This window comes from Streptomyces sp. NPDC047974 (genome assembly GCF_040653375.1).
Classification (GTDB): Bacteria; Actinomycetota; Actinomycetes; order Streptomycetales; family Streptomycetaceae; genus Streptomyces.
The window spans coordinates 40733-59521 of sequence record NZ_JBEZNU010000021.1 but is presented as its reverse complement, the minus strand read 5'-3'; the positions used below and the strand labels follow the sequence as shown (position 1 = coordinate 59521).

Below are 18789 nucleotides of genomic sequence, written 5' to 3'. Positions count from 1 at the left end.
GGTCCTAGAAGGGGAAGCTGCTCCGGCCGTGCTGGATGGAGATCCACTTCTGGGTGGTGAAGGCCTCGATCATCGCGTCGCCGTTGAGCCGGCCGATGCCCGAGTGCTTCTCGCCGCCGAAGGGGACGATCGGCTCGTCGTGCACGGTGCCGTCGTTGATGTGGATCATGCCGGTGTGGATGCGCTTGGCGACCCGCACGCCCCGCTCCACGTCGGCGGTGTGGACGGCGCCGCTGAGCCCGTACGGGGTGTCGTTGGCGATCCGCACGGCCTCGTCCTCGCCGTCGAAGGGCAGGATCAGGGCGACCGGGCCGAAGATCTCCTGGGAGAGGACGGGGGCGCCGGCGGGGATGCCGGTCAGCACCGACGGGGAGACGACGTTGCCCTCCACCCCGCCGCGCAGCAGCGCGGTGGCGCCGGCCGCGACGGCCTGCTCGACGGCCCCGTCGACCGACTCGGCCTGCTGGGAGTTGATGAGCGGGCCGATGTGGGTGGCGGGGTCGGCCGGGTCGCCGACGCGCAGGGTCTTCACCTTCGCCACGAACTTCTCGGTGAACTCCGCCTCCACCCGCCGGTCGACCAGGACGCGGTTGGCGGCCATGCAGACCTGGCCCTGGTGCACGAAGCGGCTGAAGACGGCGGCGTCGACGGCGTAGTCGAGGTCGGCGTCGTCGAGGACGATCAGGGCGCTGTTGCCGCCGAGTTCGAGGACGGCGTGCTTGAAGTTCCGGGCGCAGACCTCGGCCACGTGGCGGCCGACCTTGTCGGAGCCGGTGAAGGAGATGACCTTCGGGACCGGGTGGGTGAGGAGCGCGTCGCCGATCTCGGCGATGTCGGTGACGACGACGTTGAGCAGACCGGCCGGGAGGCCCGCCTCCTCCAGGATCTTCGCGACCAGGGTGCCGCCGCAGACCGGCGTGTTCTGGTGCGGCTTGAGGACGACGGCGTTGCCGAGCGCGAGCGCGGGGGCGACCGACTTGAGGGAGAGGAGGAAGGGGAAGTTGAAGGGGGAGATGACGCCGACGACGCCGACCGGGAGGCGGTAGACGCGGTTCTCCTTGCCGTCGACCGGGGACGGCAGGATGCGGCCCTCGGGGCGCAGCGCCAGCTGGACCGCCTCGCGCAGGAACTCCTTGGCGAGGTGCAGCTCGAAGGCGGCCTTCAGGCGGGTGCCGCCGAGCTCGGCGACGATCGTCTCGGCTATCTCGGCCTCGCGGTCCTCGACGATCCGCAGGGCCCGCTCGAAGACGAGGCGGCGGGCGTACGGGTTGGTCTCGGCCCAGGCGGTCTGCGCGCGCTCGGCGGCCCGGTAGGCGCGGTCCACCTCCTCGACGGTGGCCACCGTGATCGAGGCGAGCTTCTCCCCGGTGTACGGGTTGAAGTCGATGATGTCCCAGGAGCCGCTGCCCGGCTTCCACTCGCCGTCGATGAACTGGTGGGCCAGGTCGGTGAAGTGCGACATGGACGGTGAACCCCTCTGCCGGCTGCCGGTCACCCGGGCGCGCGCGGGCGCCCGGCCGCCGGGGCTACTGATGCGCCGTCATCGTACTGATGTCTCAGGAGAGTTGGAGGAGTCCACGAAGAAGATCACGACTTTCGGCCGGATCGGGACTGTCCTTCGCCAGCTTCTCCATCACCGTGGCGTACTGGGCGACCTCCTCGCGCTTGTCGAGGTAGAGGGCGCCGGTGAGCTGCTCCAGGTAGACGACGTCGGAGAGGTCGGACTCGGGGAAGCTGAGCATGGTGAAGGCACCGCTCTCGCCGGCGTGCCCGCCGAAGCTGAAGGGCATCACCTGGAGCGTGACGGCGGGGTGCTCGGAGACCTCGATGAGGTGCTTCAACTGCCCCCGCATGACGGCCCGGTCGCCGTAGGGGCGGCGGAGCGCGGCTTCGTCGAGGACGACGTGGAAGTGCGGGGCGCGCTCGGAGACGAGGACCTTCTGGCGTTCGAGGCGGAGGGCGATCCGGCGGTCGATCTCGGCGCGCGAGGCGCCCGGCATGCCCCGGGAGACGACCGCGTGGGCGTACTCCTCGGTCTGCAGCAGGCCGTGCACGAACTGCACTTCGTAGACGCGGATGAGGGAGGCGGCCGCTTCGAGCCCGATGTAGGTCTGGAACCAGCCCGGCAGGACGTCGCCGAAGCTGTGCCACCAGCCGGCGAGGTTGGCCTCGCGGGCGAGACCCAGGAGCGCGCCGCGCTCGGTCTCCTCGGTGACTCCGTAGAGAGTGAGCAGATCCTCTATGTCCCTGGCCTTGAAGCTCACCCTTCCCAACTCCATGCGGCTGATCTTGGATTCGGAGGCGCGGATCGAGTAGCCGGCGGCCTCGCGGGTGATGCCCCTCGATTCGCGCAGGCGCCTCAGCTGGGAGCCCAGCAGAATCCGTCGGACGACGCTCCCGCCCGCTCCGTTCATTTCGCCTGCGGTCACGGCTCCAGCCTTCCCTTCACGGTGACGAGCCCCCGTCCGAGCCCCGGATTCTGCCATCAAACGCTTCAGCGCGTACACATCCGATTACGGAAGGGGATGCGCAGGGGTGAGATTCGGACGGAAGGCGGCGCGCCTCTGTCAAGAAGATTTCCACAGATTCGCCACAGGGTCGGACAGGTCCGGCACCCGCCCCGCGCGTGCACGTGCATCTGCCCTTGCATCCCGTCGGCGCATTCGGAACCATGGACCCCGCGCAGCCGCGTACTCGTTCGCGTTGTCGTGTTGTCGCAATGTTTCGCAATGTTTCGCACTGCTTGCACCGTTGTCGCACCACCACCGCGATTCCCGGGAGTGCCTCGCATGGGGACGAATGGATCGACCGTGCTCGAGCCTTTACGGCAGGGTCTCCCGCCGATCGATCCCGGCGCCGTCTCCACCTCCGCCTCCTGCGCCCTTCCCGCACGGTACGAAGCCGTGCGCGGGGCACGGAAGTTCACCAGCGCCACGCTGGACAGCTGGGACCTCGCCGACCGCTTCGACGACGTGGCCCTCGTGGTCTCCGAACTCGTCACCAACGCCCTGCGGCACGCCGTCCCCGACGGCGGCCCCGAGGACCCGCAGGCGCCGCAGGTGCGCCTGCACCTGATGCGCTGGGCCTCCCGCCTGGTGTGCGCGGTGCGCGATCCCAGCCGGCAGAGCCCGGAGGCGCGCGAGGGCGAGGAGGACTTCTCGGCCGAGTCGGGCCGGGGCCTGTTCCTCGTGGAATCGTTCAGCGACAGCTGGGGCTGGCACCCGCTCGCCGGGACCCTGCAGGGCAAGGTGGTGTGGGCGCTGTTCCGGGTCGGGCCGGAGGAGTAGGGAAGTCCCGAGCACGTGGAAGGGCCCCGGCGGGTGACCGCCGGGGCCCTTCCCTTTGTCATGTGTGGGGTCGCCGGGTCAGACGAGGTGGTCGAACTCCCCGTCCTTGACACCCAGCAGGAGCGCCTCGATCTCGGCCGGCGTGTAGACGAGCGCCGGGCCGTCGGGGTGGCGGGAATTGCGCACGGCAACGTTTCCCCCCGGCAGTTTGGCGAACTCGACGCAGGAGCCCTGGGAGTTGCTGTGCCTGCTCTTCTGCCAGACGACGCCTCGCAGCTCCGTCGCCGCCATGCCGTTGTACGCGTGGTGCGCGTGGTGCACTGGTAGCTCCCCGAGTTGCTTGGTACAGGTGTCAACTTCCCCGGATCATAGCTGCGTTCATATGCGGATGCATGAGCAGATGCACGTGCACGAGGCGTGGCGTAGTCGCTACGCCACTCAGCGTGCGACACGGCGCGCGACGGGCGTGCGACGGGCGTGCGACCGCGCGGAAGTCCCTCCGTGATCTTCCCACCCGGGTGGACGGGAACGCGGGGGAGGTGGTTCCCCGCGTTCCCGTCCGTCCGGCGCCCGGACCCCGTCCGCCCCGGCGGCTCAGGCCTCGGCGAGGGCCGCCGACAGCTCGTCCAGGGCGGCCAGGAGCAGCCGGGCCGCCTTGCGCAGCAGCGGGTCGGCGACCTCGGTGTCCCAGGCGGCGACGGTCTCGCGGAGGTCGTCCCAGGCGGGGACCCGGCGTTCGCGGACCGCCTTCGCGCCGCGTTCGGTGGCCTCGCGCAGCGCCTCCGCGAGGTCCGCGGCGGCGGGCAGCGGCGGGGCGTCCGGCTCGGGGAGGTGGGCCTCCAGGAGCATGGCGGCCCGCCCGAACTCGGCGATCGCGTGGCCCGCGCCCTCCGCGGCGGTGTGCGAGAGCCCCCGGTGCCGCACCGGTTCGTGGGTGGCCCGGCCCAGGGCGTCGTGCCAGGCCACCCGCGCGGCGCGGGCGGAGAGCAGGGCCTCGCGGACGTCGGGGCTGCCGGGGCCCGCGGGGTCGGCGTACCGGGCGGCGACGGCGGCGGCGTACCGCCCGGAGGCCGTGAGCCAGTCGGCGAGCCGGCCGCGCAGCCGGGGCGTCTCCCAGGCGGGGTAGACCGCGTAGGAGAGCATCGCGAGGAGGCCGCCGAGGAGGGTGAGCAGGACCCGGTCCCGTACGGTCTGGGTCACCCCCGAGCCCTCCATGCCGAGCAGGAAGACGACGTACGCGGCGACGCAGACCTGGCTGACCGCATACCCCGTCTTCATCAGCAGGTACATGCCGAAGGCGCAGAGGACGGCGAGCCCGGCGGAGAGGTACGTCCCCGGGTGCGCGGTCTGCACGACGGCGGAGGCGAGCGCGACGCCGACGAGCGTGCCGCCGAAGCGGGCCACCGAGCGGGAGTACGTCTGCGAGAAGTCCGGCCGCATCACCATCACGGAGGTCATCGGCGCCCAGTACCCGTGCCCGAACGGCAGCACCAGGCCGAGGAGATAGCCGGCGGCGGTGACCGCGGAGACGCGGAGCGCGTGCCGCAGGATCGCCGAGCCCGGCCGCACCTCGGCCCGCATCCTCGCGACGACGAGCGGCAGGAGCCGCAGGAGGGTGGGCCGGGGCCGGGGAGCGGCCGGGCGCGACGGCTCCGGGCCGGTCGCCTCCGGGCCGGTCGCCTCCGGGCCGGTCGTCTCCGGGCCGGTCGTCTCCGTGCGGGGTTCGGCCGTCTCGACGACGTCGCCGAGAAGGGCCGCGAGGCGGAGGGCGACGCGGTGGGAGCGGTCGGAGAGGATCGTGCCGGTGTCGGGGGTCCGGAGGGCGGCGACGGCGGCCGGGGGCAGCCGGACCGGTCCGCCGTGCCGGATGGCGTGCGCGGCGGCGTCGAGGACCTCCCCCGCCGCGGCGAGCAGCTCGCGCACCCGGTCGCGCTGCGGCCCCTCGGCGGGAGCGCCGACGGCGGGGTCCGCGAGCGAGGCGAGGACGGGCCGGATCCGTTCGGCGAGCCGCCGGGGCCCATGGAGTTCGGCGGGCCGGCGGCGGGCCTGCCGCGGGGTGACGGCGGCGGCGCTGCGGGCGGTCATCAGCGGGACCGGATCGAAGGAGGCGACCGGGTCGTGGCGGAGCCGGCGGGCGTAGTCCGCCTCCGCGGCGAGCGCGTCGGCGAGCGCGTCGCGCTGGGCGCCCCAGGGCCGGACGGGCAGCAGCACGACGAGCGCGGCCTGCACGACCCCGCCGGTGAAGATCATGGCGGCGTGTCCGGCGGCGGTGGCGACGGAGGTCGGCAGGGTGACCGTGACCAGCATGATCGCGACGTTGGAGGAGGCGATGATGCCGGCGGTGGGCCCGGCGGCCCAGGCGAGCCCGGAGAGGAAGGTCCACAGGACCAGCAGGGCGAGGAAGAGGACGGTGTGCGCCCCGGTCAGGTACCCCAGGAAGGTGGAGACCGCGAGGCTGGCGCCGGAGGCGAGCGCGAGGGTGGGCCGGGGCCGCCACGACCGCTGGAAGGTGGCGATGGCCGCCTGGAAGGCGCCGAACGCGGAGGACGCGGCGACGGCAGGGCCGAAGAAGGCCAGCGAGAAGCCGACCACGAGCGCGAGCCCGAGCGCCCCGCGGGCCGCGACGAGGGGAGCGAGCCGCCGCCGCTCGACGGTGAGTCCGGAGCGGGCGGTCTCCCTCAGCGCCCGGAGCCAGCTCATGATCCGAGCGTAGCGACGATCACCCGGTATGCCCCGCGACACGGCATTTCGCCCCGGGGTTCAGCCCCTGTCGAGGCGGGCCCGGTCCGGGGTGAGGGTGGCGGACTCGGCGGCGGTGGCGCCGTGGTTCCAGCCGTCCTCGTCCCACATCGCGCGGACCCGGGTGGCCCGCGTCTCCGGGAAGAGCTCGTCCGTGCGGGCCGTCACCGCGACCTCGCGGGAGGCGAGGACCGGGAGCAGCGTCGGGGCCTCGGCGGCGACCCGTCGCGAGGTCGCCTCGAGGCGGGCGCCGAGCCGGTTCGCGTACGCGAGCAGGAAGGACTGCCGGAAGGACTTGGTGCGCTTGCGGCCGCCCTTGCGCTGCTCGGCCTCCGCGCGGGTCATCGCGGCCGTCCCCTGCACGAGCAGCGAGGTGTACAGCAGCTCGACGGGGTCGAGGTCCGCCTCGAAGCCGACGACGGTCGAGAAGCCGTACGTCTCGTTCCACACGGCCCGGCAGTGGTTGGCGCTCGCCACCGCGTCCAGCAGGATCGCCTTCGCCTGCTCGTACGGCGGCTCCACGCCGACCCGGATCGCCCCCGGCGTCTGCGGCGACGGCGCGCCGGCGGCGAGCCCCGCCTCGTCGAGGCTGTGGCGGGCCATCAGCTCCTGCGCCTTCGCCGTCAGCGCCTCGGCCTCCTCCGGATAGCCGGTGGCCTCCGCCTTGGCGAGCAGCGCCCGGATCCGGGTGAGCATCCGCGGCTCCCCGACGGCCGCCGGCGTCAGCGTCTCGCCGGGCACGGGCCCCACCGCGTCGAGCCGGGGCAGCCGGACGAGCAGCCGGTACAGCTCCAGGACGGCGGTCGCGTACGAGAAGCGGTCGGCGGGCCCGGCCCCCTCCCCCGGCCCGTCGGTCAGCACGTCGATCTGCTCGCGCCAGCGCCGGGGCAGCGTCGCGTACCGCGCGGTCTCGGCCCGCACCAGGCCGCCGAGCAGCCGCAGGTGCTCCTCCGCCAGCTCGCGGCGGACCGTCCGGCCGAGGTCGGCGGGCTGCCAGCCGCGCTCCCACAGGGTCCGTACGAACTCCTCGCCGCGCCGCGCGAGCCCGGCGTCGGCCCCCGGGTCGGCGGCGAGCAGGGACGCGGCGGTGTCGAGGGAGCGGTCGTCACGGCTGTGCAGCGCCTCCGCCAACGCCCGTCCGACCGTGGACTCCCGCGCCTCCTCCTGCATGCCCGCGCCCTCTCTCCGTATCCGGTGGCCTGGTGGCCTCATGACCTCGTGCGTCATGGCCTCGCGCCTCGTGCCCTCGTGACCGAGACCTGTCCCCCGATGGTCTCAGGCGGTGCGGGGGCACGGGGGGCTCGGGGCCGGGGACAGGCGCAGGTCCGGGGGCCGGGCGAAGGCCCGGGGGCCGGGCGAAGGCCCGGGGCCACGTGGACGCCCGGGGCCACGTGGGCGCCCGGGCCACGTGGACGCCCGGGGGTAGGCCTGGCCCTACCCCCGGACGCCCGGCAGGCGGCGTGACCCGGGGGTGGGCGGAACGGTTCGCTGGAGCCATGACCAGGACCCTTTCTCCTTCCGCCCCCGCCGCCGCCGTGCGGCTCGGGGGGCTCGTCCGGCGGCACGGGGACGTCCGGGCCCTCGACGGCGTCGACCTCGACGTCGCCACCGGCACGTTCACGGCCGTCATGGGCCCCTCCGGCTCCGGGAAGTCCACCCTGCTGCGCTGCGCGGCCGGACTCGACCGCCCGGACGCGGGGCGCGTCGAGGTGGCGGGCACGGCCCTGGAGGGGCTGAGCGAGCGGCGTCTGACGCTGCTGCGGCGGGACCGGATCGGCTTCGTCTTCCAGTCCTTCAACCTGCTGCCGACGCTGACCGCCGCGCAGAACGTGGCCCTGCCGCTGCGGCTCGCCGGCCGCCGGCCGGCGCGCGGCGAGGTCCGGGCGGCGCTCGCCCGGGTCGGGCTCGCGGGGCGCGAGCGGCACCGGCCCGCCGAGCTCTCCGGCGGCCAGTGCCAGCGGGTCGCCATCGCCCGTGCGCTGATCACGCGCCCCTCGGTCCTCTTCGCCGACGAACCGACCGGCGCGCTCGACTCCACGACCGGCGCCGAGGTGATGGACCTGCTCAGGGCCCTCGTCGACGAGGAGGGCCGCACGCTGGTCATGGTGACCCACGACCCGCTCGCCGCCGCCCGCGCGGACCGGGTCGTCTTCCTCGTCGACGGCCATCTGGCGGGCGACCTCGCCGCGCCGACGGCGCACGAGGTGTCGGCCCGGCTCGCGGGCCTGCGCCCCGCGGCAGTCGCGGGAACGGCGGGTGTGACGTGCTGAGCCTCGTCGTCGGCGGGCTGCGGACCCGGTGGGCGTCCCTCCTGGGCGGGTTCCTGGCGCTCGCGCTCGGGGTCGGGATGCTGACGGCGACCGGACTCGGGCTCGCCGCCGCGCTGGACCCGCCGCCGCGCGCGCCCGAGCGGTTCGCCTCCTCGCCCGTCGTCGTCCTCGGACAGGACCGGCTGGCCGTGGAGGTCCGCCGCGGCCCCCGCACCGCGCTCACCTCCCAGCCGCTGGACCGTCCACAGCCTGTGGACGCCGGTGTGCTGCGCGCACTCGGCGCACGCTGGACGTTGACGCGCATGGGACCCGGCGCCCCGGACGCCGTCGGGCTCGACGCGCCCGTCGAGGAGGTCAGGGCGGTCGTCGGCGAGCGGGCGCAGGTGCTCACCGGTGCCGAGCGCCGCCGCGCCGACCCCGGCCACGAGGACGACACCCGGGAACTCACCGGCCTGAACGCCCTCCTCGGCACCGCGGGCGGCGTCGCCGCCTTCGTCTCCGTCTTCGTCGTCGCCTCCGTCTTCGCCTTCTCCGTGGCGCTGCGGCGCCGCGAGTTCGGGCTGCTCCGCACCGCCGGCGCCACGCCCGCGCAGGTCCGCCGGCTGCTGCTCGCCGAGGCGGCGGTGCTCGGCGTCACCGCGTCCGCCGCAGGCTGCGCGCTCGGCGCCCTCGCCGCGCCGCCGATGGCGCGGGCGCTGGTGGCCCGGGAGCTGGCGCCGGCGTGGTTCGCGGGCGCGGCGGGCGGAAGCGCCGGCTGGCCGTACCACCTGGCCTTCTGGACGGGGCTCTGCGTCGCGCTCGCCGGCGCTGCCGCCGCCGCCCACCGCGCCGGGCGGACCGGCCCCACCGCCGTGCTGCGCGAGGCGGACGTCGACCGGGACGTGCTGCCGCCGGGCCGGGCGCTGCTCGGCGCCGGACTGCTCGCGGCCGGGCTCGGCCTGCTGGTCTGGACGTACGCGACGGAGCCCGAGGCGCTGCTGAAGCGGAAGACGTACACGACCCTGCCGATGCTCCTGATCGGCGGCGCGGCCCTGCTCGCCCCGCTCCTCGTGCGCCCCGTGGCCCGGCTGCTGCCGGTCCCCGGCGGCGGGGCGGTCGGGCTCCTGGTCCGGTCGAACGCCGCGGCCGCCGTGCGCCGCACCTCCGCCGTCGCCGCGCCCGTCCTGGTGTCGGTGGCCCTGGCGGGGACGCTCTTCGGCGCCTCGGAGAGCGTGGCGCGCGCCAAGGAGACGGAGGCCCGGGAGCGGACGGCCGCGGCCTCGGCGGAGGCCGGCCCGACCTCCCTCTTCGTACGGGACGGGGCCGAGGCGGTCGTGAAGTACCGGGCCCGCGCGGTCGCCGACCCGGCGGCCTTCGCGGCACGGGCGCGGCTCCCGGTGGTCGCGGGCGACCTGCGGGACCTGGACGACCGGTCGATCGTCGTCAACGAGGAGTTCGAACGGCGGCGGGTCGGCGAGGAGGTCGAGGTGTGGCGGGCGGACGGCAGCGGGCCCGTACGGCTCCGGGTGGCGGCGGTCCTGGCGCGCGGCACGGGCGACAACGGCCCCTACGTGACCCGCGCACAGGCCCCGGCCCCGGCCCCGGCCTCCGCACCCGACCGCCTGGAGCAGGGCTCCGCGACGGACCGCCTGGAGCAGGGCGCGGCGCCCCGGCCCGTGAACCGGGCGGCCAGGACCGGTCTCCGCCTGCTCCTCGTCCTGACCCTCCTCTACACGGTGATCGCCCTGGCGAGCACCCTGCTCATGGCCACCTCGGTACGCGGCGGGGAGCTGGCCTCCCTCCGGCTGGCCGGCGCCACCCGCGCGCAGGCCCTGCGGGCGGTGGCGGGCGAGGCGCTGCTCGCGGTGGCCGTCGGCACGGTCCTCGGCCTCGCGGTGACGGCGGCCGTCCTGGGGGCCCTGGGCGCCGCCCTGGGCGCGCTCTCGGCACCCGTGACCCTGGCCCTGCCCTGGGCGGAGACGGGCGCGGCGGCCGCCGTCTGCGCGGCCGTGGCCGTCGCCGCCTCGGCCCTCCCCGCGTGGCGCCTCACCCGCTGACCGGGGAAGGTGGGACAGGGCGGTGGCCGGGGTCGGAGCCGGGCCACCGCCCACCCCCGGGACCGCTCTCGGTTCCGGCTGTGGCGGAGGCTCCCGCCACCGGTGCCGTGCCGGCGGGACCGGGGCCCCGCGACGAGACGGCGCGGCGGTGCGCGCTACGGAAGCAGGACCAGCTTGCCGCGGACGTGACCGGCTTCGCTGAGCTCCTGGGCCCGGGCCGCCTCCTTCAGGGGGAGCGTGTCCGCGTGGCGGAGCCGGAGGGTGCCCGCGAGGACGCCCTCCGCCTGCGCCCGCAGCCACCCGCGCACCCGCCCGAAATCCGGCTCGGGCACGCTGAAGAGGACCCCGTGCTCGTCCGCGTCCGTCGCGGCGATCGTCACGACCCGCTCCTTCCCGGCCAGCTCGATCGCGAGCGGCAGCACCCCGTGCCCCGCCGCGTCGAAGACCGCGTCGACACCCCCGGGCGCCGCCGCCCGCACCCGGTCCGCGAGCCCGTCGCCGTACGCGACGGGGATCGCCCCGAGGCCGCGCAGGTGGTCGTGGTTCGCCGCGGACGCCGAGCCGACGACCGTGACGCCGGCGGCGACCGCCAGCTGGACGGCGATGGTGCCGACGATGCCCGCCGCACCGTGCAGGAACAGCGTCTCCCCCTCCCGTACCCCGAGCTGCTCCAGGACCCGCGCCGCCGTCTCGCCGGCGACCGGCAGGCCGACCGCCGCCTCCCAGGACAGCCCGGCCGGCTTCGGCAGTACGTCACCGGACTCGCCGGCGCCGGCCAGCGCGTACTGGGCGTACCCGCCGCTCTTCGCCCAGCCGAACACCTCGTCGCCGACGGCGAGTCCGGTGACGCCCTCGCCGACCGCGTCGACCGTGCCGGCCACCTCGATCCCCGCCACGGCGGGGAACGTCGTCGGGTGGAACTCCCGCATCAGACCACTGCGCGTCTTCCAGTCCACCGGGTTGACGCCCGCCGCCGCGACCCGCAGCCGCACCTCACCGGGCCCCGGCTCCGGCACCTCGGCAGCGGTCTCGTACCGCAGCACCTCGGGTCCGCCGAACTCCTCGAACACGATCGCGTCCATCGTCGCCGTCGCCATGTCGCCCTCCGTATCAGCGCGTTCGCTTCACCGCGTCCGCTTCTCGACAGGCTCAAGCCTCCGTCGGTCCAAGGCCGTTCCCCGCCCTCCCTCCGGCCAGTCCCACCTGTCCGAAAGACCAGCCGCCCTCCCCAAGTCCCTGACTAGGCTGGCGTCATGGACGTGCCCACGCTGACCGCCGCGTACGAGATCCTCCGCAGACCGCTCGACGGGGTCCTCGCGCAGCTCTCCGCCACGCTCGCCCCGGTCGTCCCGCACCTGGGAGCGGCCGAACTCTCCACGCACTGCGCGCACTCGCCGTTCAAGACGGCCGGCGGCGCGGCCGACGGACTCACCCCCGCCGACCTGGCGCCGCTGCTCGCCGCCGGGGTCCCCGGCGAACCCTGGCAGGGGACGGTCCGGCTCGCCGGGCGCCCGCGCCCGGTCCTCGCGGTGACGAGCGACGCCACCGCCCGGCGCTCCCTCCTGGTCCTGCTCCGCGAGGACGGCTCCGCGCCCGCGGGACCGGACGGCCTCGCCCTGGCGCAGGCCCTGTGGGACCTGGCGACGAGCCATCTCGACCGGTTCGCGGTCGAGGCCGTGCCGGGGGCGCTGGCCCGCTCCCGTACCGCCGCCGACACCCGCGCGCGGGTCATCGCCGAGCTGACCACCTCCCACGCGGCGGCCGTCTCCGGCGTCCTGTCGGTGCTCCGCAGCCGGAACCTCGACGACGCGGCGGCCCGCGCGGCCGCCACCGACCTCGCCGCCACGGCGCTCCTGGAGATCCGGTCCGTGCGGCAGCGGGACCGCGCGGTCGCGGAGGAGTCCGCGCGCGCCGCCTTCGGCCGGCTCGCCGACGAGCTGCGGACGGTCTTCCGGCACCACCCGGCGCGGCTCGAACTCGGCCCGCCGGACAGCGACCTCTCGCTCCCCGCCGACCTCGCGCACAGCGCCCGCGCGATCGTCCGCGCGCTGCTGCCGATCGTCCTGGACCAGGACGGCGTGCACCGGGTGCACGTCGGCTGGCGGCTCACCGGGCAGGAGCTGGTCGCCACCGTCCGCGACGACGGCCCGGGCGCGCTCGCCGCCTGCGACGTCGGCGCGGGCACGGTGCGGGACCGGCTCGACGTCCTCGGCGGCCGGATCGACCTGGAGACCGTCCCCGGCTGGGGCACCACGATGACGGCGGTCCTGCCGCTGGCCACCCCGGACGCGCCGGCCGGGGCGGCGCATCCGCTGGCGACCCTGGGCGAGCGGGAGATCGAGGTCCTGCGGCACCTGGCCCAGGGCCACCGCAACCGCCACATCGCCGGGGAGCTGCACATCAGCGAGTCCACGGTGAAGTTCCACGTGGCGAACATCCTCGGCAAGCTCGGCGTCGCCTCCCGCGGCGAGGCGGCCGCCCTCTTCCACGCGGCGGCCTGACGGTCCGCGCCGCGCCGGTGGGACGGGCCCGTCGCGCCGTGACGGTCCGCGCCGCGCCGCGACGGCCTGACGGCCGCTGTCAGTGGCGGATGCCAGACTCGCACCCATGAGCGAGAGGTGGGCGCTGGCACCGGAGCCGGAGGGGGAGGGAGCGCTCCTCGTCCCCCTCCGGCCGGACGGCGCGCCCGCCGGGGAGGTGCGCCGCGAGCCGTCCCTCGTCGCCGCCGTCCGGGCCCGCCCGGAGGTGGCCCGCTGGGTGTGGCGGTCGACGGCCGAGGTCTATCCGCGGCTGCTCGCCGCCGGCGTCCGCGTCGAGCGGTGCTACGACGTGGAGGACGCCGAGCAGCTGCTCCTCGGCCACGAGGGCCGGCTCGGCGAGCCCCGCTCGGCCGCCGCCGCCTGGGCCCGGCTGCGGAACGGCCCGGTGCCGTCCGACCCCCCGCCGCGCACGGCCGAGCCCGGCTCCCAGGACTCGCTCTTCGAGCCGAGACCGGCCGTCTCCGTCCCCTTCGAGGGCCTCCTGGAGGTGTACGCGGAGCAGCAGCGCCGTCACGACCGGGCCGAGCACCCGGGCAGGATGCGGCTGCTGACCGCCGCCGAGTCGGCCGGGATGCTCGTCGCCGCCGAGATGCACCGGGCGGGGCTGCCGTGGCGGGCCGACGTGCACCGGGAGCTGCTGCACGAGCTGCTGGGCGAGCGGTACGCGGGCGGGGGCGAGCCGCGCCGCCTCGCGGAGCTGGCGGACGAGGTGTCGGCCGCCTTCGGCCGCCGGGTGCGACCCGATCTGCCCGCGGACGTGATCAAGGCCTTCGCGGGGGCCGGGATCCGGCTGCGGTCCACCCGCCGCTGGGAGCTGGAGGAGCTCGACCATCCGGCGGTGGCGCCGCTGGTCGCGTACAAGAAGCTGTACCGGATCTGGACGGCGCACGGCTGGTCCTGGCTGGCGGACTGGGTGCGCGAGGGCCGCTTCCGGCCGGAGTACCTCCCGGGCGGCACGGTCAGCGGCCGCTGGACCACCAACGGCGGCGGGGCGCTCCAGATCCCGAAGGTGATCCGGCGGGCGGTCGTCGCCGACGCGGGCTGGCGGCTCGTCGTCGCGGACGCGGACCAGATGGAGCCGCGGGTGCTCGCCGCGATCTCCCGCGACCCGGGTCTGATGGAGGTCGCCGGCCATCCGGACGACCTCTACACCCGCCTTTCGGACCGGGCGTTCTCCGGCGACCGCGAGCACGCCAAGCTCGCCCTGCTCGGCGCGGTCTACGGCCAGACCAGCGGCGACGGCCTGAAGAACCTGGCGGCGCTGCGCCGCCGCTTCCCCCGGGCGGTGGCCTATGTCGACGAGGCGGCGAAGGCCGGCGAGGAGGGCCGGCTGGTCCGCACCTGGCTGGGCCGCACCAGCCCGAAGGCGGCCGGCGCCGGTGACGACGGCGAGGCGGGCCTCCCGCAGGACGGCCCCGAACCGGGCGCCGCGCAGGACGCCTACGGCTTCACCCCGGGGTACGCCTCGAACAACGCCCGGGCCCGCGGCCGCTTCACCCGCAACTTCGTCGTCCAGGGCAGCGCCGCCGACTGGGCCCTGCTGATGCTGGCGGCCCTGCGCCGCACCCTCTCCGCCGCCGGGATGCGCGCCGAGCTGGTCTTCTTCCAGCACGACGAGGTGATCGTGCACTGCCCGGCCGAGGAGGCCGCGGCGGTGACGGAGGCGATCCGGGCGGCGGGCGACGAGGCGGGCCGCATCGCCTTCGGCGCGACCCCGGTCCGCTTCCCGTTCACGACGGCGACGGTGGAGCGGTACGCGGACGCCAAGTAGCGCCCGCGTACCGCCCTCCCCCCCCCTGCCGTCCGTCCAGACCTTCCGTCACTTCGCGGGCAGCTTCGCCCACTTCGGGTCGAGGGCGATCGCCTTCAGCTGCTCCATGGTGAGCGCGGGCTCGGCGCGGGTGGCCGCCTCGTGCTGCGCGCCGGTGTTGAAGGCGCCGACGACGACCCGGAAACCGTCCTTCGTCATGGTGTCGGCGGTCCACCAGACGACGCCCTCGCCTCCCTTCTCGCCGGGCTGCCGGGTCAGCTTCACCCTGCGGCCGTCGGGGAGGGTGGTGACGTCGCCCGAGCCGTAGAGGTCGCCGGCGACGTCGTCCATGCCGTACTGCACGTTGATCTGGACGAGGCTCTTGCCCTTGCCGTCGTCGACGACGACGTAGCCGAACTCGCCCTCCCCGCCCTTGCCGACGACCGTGAGCCCCTTGGGCAGCAGGCCGCGCAGGGTGTTGGTCACCCCGTTGCCGGTGATCTGCGGCGGCGCCTGGCGGACCTTGCCGGGAGAACCGGCCTTGCCGGTCCCGGCGGGCGCGGTGGGCAGCGGCGGGATCTGCTTCAGGAGCGGCCGCCACGCCTCGGCGGTGACGAGCGTCTTGAGCTGGTCCAGGGAGAAGGGCGGGTTCTCGCGGCTGATCTCGCCCTTCTCCTCGGGCGAGTTGTACTCGCCCGCGTCGATCAGGAAGCCGTCCTTGGTGAGGAGCACGGCCCGCCAGTTCTTGGGCCCTTCGCGACCGTCGGGGAACTCGTACCCCTGGATGACCATCCACCGGGAGCCGTCGCCGAGCCGCCCCTCGTCGCAGTAATCGAAGCGGGCGTACGCCTCGTCGGGACAGGTCACCATGTCGACGCCCGCGTCGGGGGCGCGGCCGGCGCGGTTGAGGAAGACCCTGACCGCGGCTTCGCCCTGCCCGTCGTCGAAGTACCCGCCGACGCCCTGGCCGGTTCCTTCGAGGCTGTCGAACCGCCACTTTCCGTCAGGGGTGTGGGCCTTGAGGATGTCGGCGATCTCGGAGAGCGGGATCGTGGCCTCACCGGGCCTCACCTTCCCGGACCCTCCCGCCGTCCGCCCACCGCCCTCGGGCGTCGGCTTCCCGCTCTCCCGGGGCGCCGCCACGGAGGCCTTGTCGGCCTGCTTGGCGGGCGTGACGACGGAGCCGGCGTACACGCCGCCGACGCCGATGGCGGCGAGCGCGAGGGCGCCGCCGGTGACGGCGAGCCTGCGGCGCAGCAGCCGGCGGCGGCCGCGGACGAGGCCACCGGAGACGAGCTCGGGCCGGCTGTCGACGGGGAAGCCCTCGCCGGTGGCGCGCAGGGCGGAGCCGAACTCGCCGAGGAACTCCGCGTCGGGGTCGTGGTGTTCGTTCTGGGGCATGACGAAACAGCCCTCTCTGCTGGTAAGTACGGGAAGCCGGTGGGGTACCGGGGAGCGTGACGGGTGCGGCGGAAGCCGCTCAGCGCAGCGCGAACTCGGAGATGCTGCCGCCGAGTCGCTGCCGCAGCTTGCCGAGCGCCCGGGTGGAGCGGGTGCGGACGGCCGCGGAGCTGGTGTGCAGGGCGTCGGCGGTCTCCTCGACGCTGCGGTCCTCCCAGTAGCGCAGCACCACGACCGCCCGGTCCTTCGGGGGCAGTGAGGCGAGCGCGTCGAGGAGCGCGATCCGCAGCAGCGGGTCCCGGCCGTCGTCCGGGGTGTGGTCGGGCAGTTCGCCCAGCGGGCGCTCGGTGGCGGAGCGGCGCCGCTGGTGGCTGAGGAACGTGCGGACGAGCACGGTCTGGGCGTACGCGGCGGGGTTGCCGATCCGGGACACCCTCCCCCAGAGCGCGTACATCTTGCCCAGCGTCTCCTGCGTGAGGTCCTCGGCGAGGTGGACGTCCCCGCTGGTCAGCAGGCAGGCCGACCGGAACAGCTGGCCGGTGCGCGCCGAGGCGAACTCCAGGAACTCGTCCGCGCGGGACGTTCTCATGTCCCTCCTCTCCGTGGCGGTGGCTGCGGCGGCCGGTCGCGAGTGGTCACCGGAGGTCGCCCTGTGCGACCGCCGGGCCCGCTGTCGTGCCGTACACCCCTTCGACGCGACGGAGCCGGGGAAATGTTTCATCGAACTCGCCCTCGAACGCATCCAAAGAAGCGGAATCGGGTAATCCTGTTGGTATGAACACTCTCAGCGCAGAGATCCTGGCCGCTGGGGTCTGGCAGTCAGGTCTGGCACAAGTACTCGGCGGCCTCGTGCTCGTCGCCATCCTCATCGGGGCCTTCTGGTTCGGTTTCCGCGTCCGCACCCGCGAGCCCCGGCCACCGAATCCCGACGAGCAACCGCACCGCCCGGACACCGGCGCGCTCCCCGGCGAGATGTCGGAGTACCGCCGGGGCACCGAGATGCCGCACACCGACGGCGCGCACCGGCTCATGCCGTACCAGCTCAAGGACGGCGGCGGCACGGAGACCTCCCCGACCCCGCCGAGCGAGGAGAAGCGCAAGTGGGGCGGGATCTCCAGTGGCGGCTTCGGCAGCGGAGGCACCGGACACGGCGACTGAACGGCGACCGACGTGCACGCCACCACACGCGGGCGGCTGAGGGCGATGGCCCTCGGCCTGCTCGGCTCCGCCCCCGAGGCGGACCGGGCGGTACGGACCACGGAACGCGCCCTCGCCGCCTACGGCCCCGGCCCGAGGGCGCGCCGGGGTCCGGGCCCCGTCCCCGATCCCGGACCGCCGCCGGAAGCCGTCCTGGCCCGGGTCTGCCTGGGCCGGCTCCGGGCCCGTGAGGCCCGCCGCACCGACCCCTGGGACCCCTGGGCGGACGCGCCCGACGCCCCCGGCCTGACCCCGGCGGAACGGCTCGTCCTCGTCCTCCACGACCTCTACGGCGTCCCGTACGAGACCCTCGCCACCGTCCTGGAACGCGCCCCGGCGGCCGTCCGCCAGATCGGCGCCCGCGCCAGGGCGCGGGTCAGGGGCACCGAGGAGATGCCCGCCCCCGATCCCGTACGCCTCCGGGCCGCCGTGGACGCCGTCCTCGCCGCCGCCCGCGAGGGCGACACGGCGGCCCTGCGCGCCCTCCTCGACCCCGACGCGGTGCTGCGCGCCGACCCGGGAGCCGTACGCGGCGGAGTCCGTCCCGCCCACGGCGCCTCCGCCGTCGCCCGCGTCCTCGCGGCCCGCGCGGCGGTGGCCCGCCCGATCCTGGTGGACGGCGCCCCCGCCCTGGTCGCCGCCCCGGACGCGATCTACGTCTTCACGGCCCCGGCCGGCCCGATCACCTCGGTCGACGTCCTCGCGGACCCGCCCCACGTCTCCCGCCTGGCGATCACCACCTAGGCCCCGTCGGCCCTCCGCCCGGCGCGCTCCGCGATGTGCTCCGGCACGGCCGCGGCGAGACCGGCGGGGAGCGCCGGGTCGGGCACCGGCGTCCCGAAGGAGGTCACGACCGGCAGCACCCCCGCCCACAGCCCCAGCCCGGCGTCCTCGGAGTCGCCGTCGTCCGGCGGCCCGCTCCGCGTCTTCACCGAGGCCTCGGTGAGGTCGAGCGCGAGCAGCGAGGTCGCGGCCAGCTCCTTCCGGCTGGGCTGCCGGACGTACTCCCACTGGCCCGGGCTGCTCTGCTCGGTCAGCGCCCGCAGCCCCCGCAGCTTCTCCTCCGGATCGGTGACGAGCCGGGGAACGCCGTAGATCATCGCGCACCGGTAGTTCACCCCGTGCTCGAACACCGACCGCGCGAGCACCAGCCCGTCGACGTGCGTCACGGTCACGCACACCGTGCTCCCCGGCGCCCGCACCAGACTCCGGCTGGCCACGGACCCGTGCACGTACAGCCGGTCGCCGTCGACCCCGTACGCTGTCGGCACCACCATCGGCACCCCGTCCACGGTCACCCCGAGGTGGCACAGCCACCCGGCGGCCAGCACGGCGTCCAGATCCTCCCGCCGGTGCGACCCCTTCTCCCGCATCCGCCGCAACCGAGTCCGCTCGGTCACCTCGATCTCGTCCATGCTTCCCCCCTGTCTCGCACAACAGAAAAGGCCCGATCGGACGATGTCCGGTCGGGCCTTCTTCTGAGCCGCCTTCGGGATTCGAACCCGAGACCTACGCATTACGAGTGCGTTGCTCTGGCCAACTGAGCTAAGGCGGCACCGCGTGCAGCAC

At 75.2% G+C, this 18789-nt stretch carries 16 protein-coding genes and 1 tRNA gene; 7 read left to right on the top strand and 10 right to left on the bottom strand.

Annotated elements, in window-relative coordinates:
• Positions 1-4 precede the first annotated feature (4 nt).
• Positions 5-1462, bottom strand: a complete 1458-nt coding sequence (locus AB0E19_RS26640; protein WP_362184714.1) for an aldehyde dehydrogenase family protein — start codon at positions 1460-1462, stop codon at positions 5-7.
• Positions 1463-1556: 94 nt separating this feature from the next.
• Positions 1557-2414 (bottom strand): helix-turn-helix transcriptional regulator, encoded by an 858-nt coding sequence (locus AB0E19_RS26635; protein ID WP_362184777.1) that lies wholly within the window; start codon positions 2412-2414, stop codon positions 1557-1559.
• A gap of 375 nt (positions 2415-2789) precedes the next feature.
• On the opposite strand from AB0E19_RS26635, the gene AB0E19_RS26630 reads away from it, so the two are divergent.
• Positions 2790-3287: an ATP-binding protein gene (locus tag AB0E19_RS26630; RefSeq protein ID WP_362184713.1), complete on the top strand. Its 498-nt coding sequence runs from the start codon at positions 2790-2792 to the stop codon at positions 3285-3287.
• A gap of 78 nt (positions 3288-3365) precedes the next feature.
• Here the strand turns inward: AB0E19_RS26630 and AB0E19_RS26625 are convergent, their stop codons facing one another.
• The 3 genes from AB0E19_RS26625 to AB0E19_RS26615 all read right to left on the bottom strand — a co-directional run bounded on the left by AB0E19_RS26625 (position 3366) and on the right by AB0E19_RS26615 (position 7196).
• A complete protein-coding gene (locus tag AB0E19_RS26625) occupies positions 3366-3578 on the bottom strand; it encodes a DUF397 domain-containing protein (protein WP_030219358.1) in 213 nt (70 codons plus the stop codon).
• 303 nt (positions 3579-3881) lie between these two features.
• A complete protein-coding gene (locus AB0E19_RS26620) occupies positions 3882-5987 on the bottom strand; it encodes an FUSC family protein (protein ID WP_362184712.1) in 2106 nt (701 codons plus the stop codon).
• Positions 5988-6047: 60 nt separating this feature from the next.
• Entirely contained in the window at positions 6048-7196 is a 1149-nt protein-coding gene (locus AB0E19_RS26615) for a DUF2786 domain-containing protein (RefSeq protein WP_362184776.1), read from the bottom strand.
• A 326-nt stretch (positions 7197-7522) separates the two neighbouring features.
• Here AB0E19_RS26615 and AB0E19_RS26610 point away from each other — a divergent pair, with 326 nt between their 5' ends.
• Together AB0E19_RS26610 and AB0E19_RS26605 are read left to right on the top strand one after the other, a co-directional pair.
• A complete protein-coding gene (locus AB0E19_RS26610; protein WP_362184711.1) occupies positions 7523-8296 on the top strand; it encodes an ABC transporter ATP-binding protein in 774 nt (257 codons plus the stop codon).
• Positions 8290-10332 carry an ABC transporter permease gene (locus AB0E19_RS26605; RefSeq protein WP_362184710.1) on the top strand — a complete coding sequence of 681 codons (2043 nt, stop codon included), beginning with the start codon at positions 8290-8292 and terminating at the stop codon, positions 10330-10332. Before AB0E19_RS26610 ends, AB0E19_RS26605 begins: the two co-directional genes overlap by 7 nt.
• A 155-nt stretch (positions 10333-10487) precedes the next feature.
• Here AB0E19_RS26605 and AB0E19_RS26600 read toward each other — a convergent pair whose 3' ends face one another.
• On the bottom strand, positions 10488-11414 hold the full coding sequence (locus tag AB0E19_RS26600; RefSeq protein WP_362184775.1) for an NADP-dependent oxidoreductase: 927 nt from the start codon (positions 11412-11414) through the stop codon (positions 10488-10490).
• A gap of 171 nt (positions 11415-11585) precedes the next feature.
• Here AB0E19_RS26600 and AB0E19_RS26595 point away from each other — a divergent pair, with 171 nt between their 5' ends.
• Positions 11586-12833 carry a LuxR C-terminal-related transcriptional regulator gene (locus tag AB0E19_RS26595; RefSeq protein ID WP_362184709.1) on the top strand — a complete coding sequence of 416 codons (1248 nt, stop codon included), beginning with the start codon at positions 11586-11588 and terminating at the stop codon, positions 12831-12833.
• 106 nt (positions 12834-12939) lie between these two features.
• On the top strand, positions 12940-14643 hold the full coding sequence (locus AB0E19_RS26590; RefSeq protein ID WP_362184708.1) for a bifunctional 3'-5' exonuclease/DNA polymerase: 1704 nt from the start codon (positions 12940-12942) through the stop codon (positions 14641-14643).
• Positions 14644-14691: 48 nt separating this feature from the next.
• On the opposite strand, the gene AB0E19_RS26585 is transcribed toward AB0E19_RS26590, so the two are convergent.
• Both AB0E19_RS26585 and AB0E19_RS26580 read right to left on the bottom strand, forming a co-directional pair.
• Positions 14692-16023, bottom strand: a complete 1332-nt coding sequence (locus tag AB0E19_RS26585; protein ID WP_362184707.1) for a hypothetical protein — start codon at positions 16021-16023, stop codon at positions 14692-14694.
• Positions 16024-16102: 79 nt separating this feature from the next.
• Entirely contained in the window at positions 16103-16612 is a 510-nt protein-coding gene (locus tag AB0E19_RS26580) for a SigE family RNA polymerase sigma factor (RefSeq protein ID WP_362184706.1), read from the bottom strand.
• A 185-nt stretch (positions 16613-16797) separates the two neighbouring features.
• Between AB0E19_RS26580 and AB0E19_RS26575 the strand changes: the two genes are divergently transcribed.
• Both AB0E19_RS26575 and AB0E19_RS26570 read left to right on the top strand, forming a co-directional pair.
• Positions 16798-17181 carry a DUF6479 family protein gene (locus tag AB0E19_RS26575; protein WP_362184705.1) on the top strand — a complete coding sequence of 128 codons (384 nt, stop codon included), beginning with the start codon at positions 16798-16800 and terminating at the stop codon, positions 17179-17181.
• A gap of 12 nt (positions 17182-17193) precedes the next feature.
• The gene (locus tag AB0E19_RS26570; RefSeq protein WP_362184704.1) at positions 17194-17964 is read left to right on the top strand and encodes a sigma factor-like helix-turn-helix DNA-binding protein; all 771 of its coding nucleotides are present in this window, start codon (positions 17194-17196) and stop codon (positions 17962-17964) included.
• Here AB0E19_RS26570 and AB0E19_RS26565 read toward each other — a convergent pair.
• Together AB0E19_RS26565 and AB0E19_RS26560 are read right to left on the bottom strand one after the other, a co-directional pair.
• Positions 17961-18635: a pyridoxamine 5'-phosphate oxidase family protein gene (locus AB0E19_RS26565; protein ID WP_362184703.1), complete on the bottom strand. Its 675-nt coding sequence runs from the start codon at positions 18633-18635 to the stop codon at positions 17961-17963. The genes AB0E19_RS26570 and AB0E19_RS26565 overlap by 4 nt on opposite strands.
• A 66-nt stretch (positions 18636-18701) precedes the next feature.
• Positions 18702-18775 (bottom strand) — tRNA-Thr (locus AB0E19_RS26560).
• Between the last annotated feature and the right edge of the window lie 14 nt (positions 18776-18789).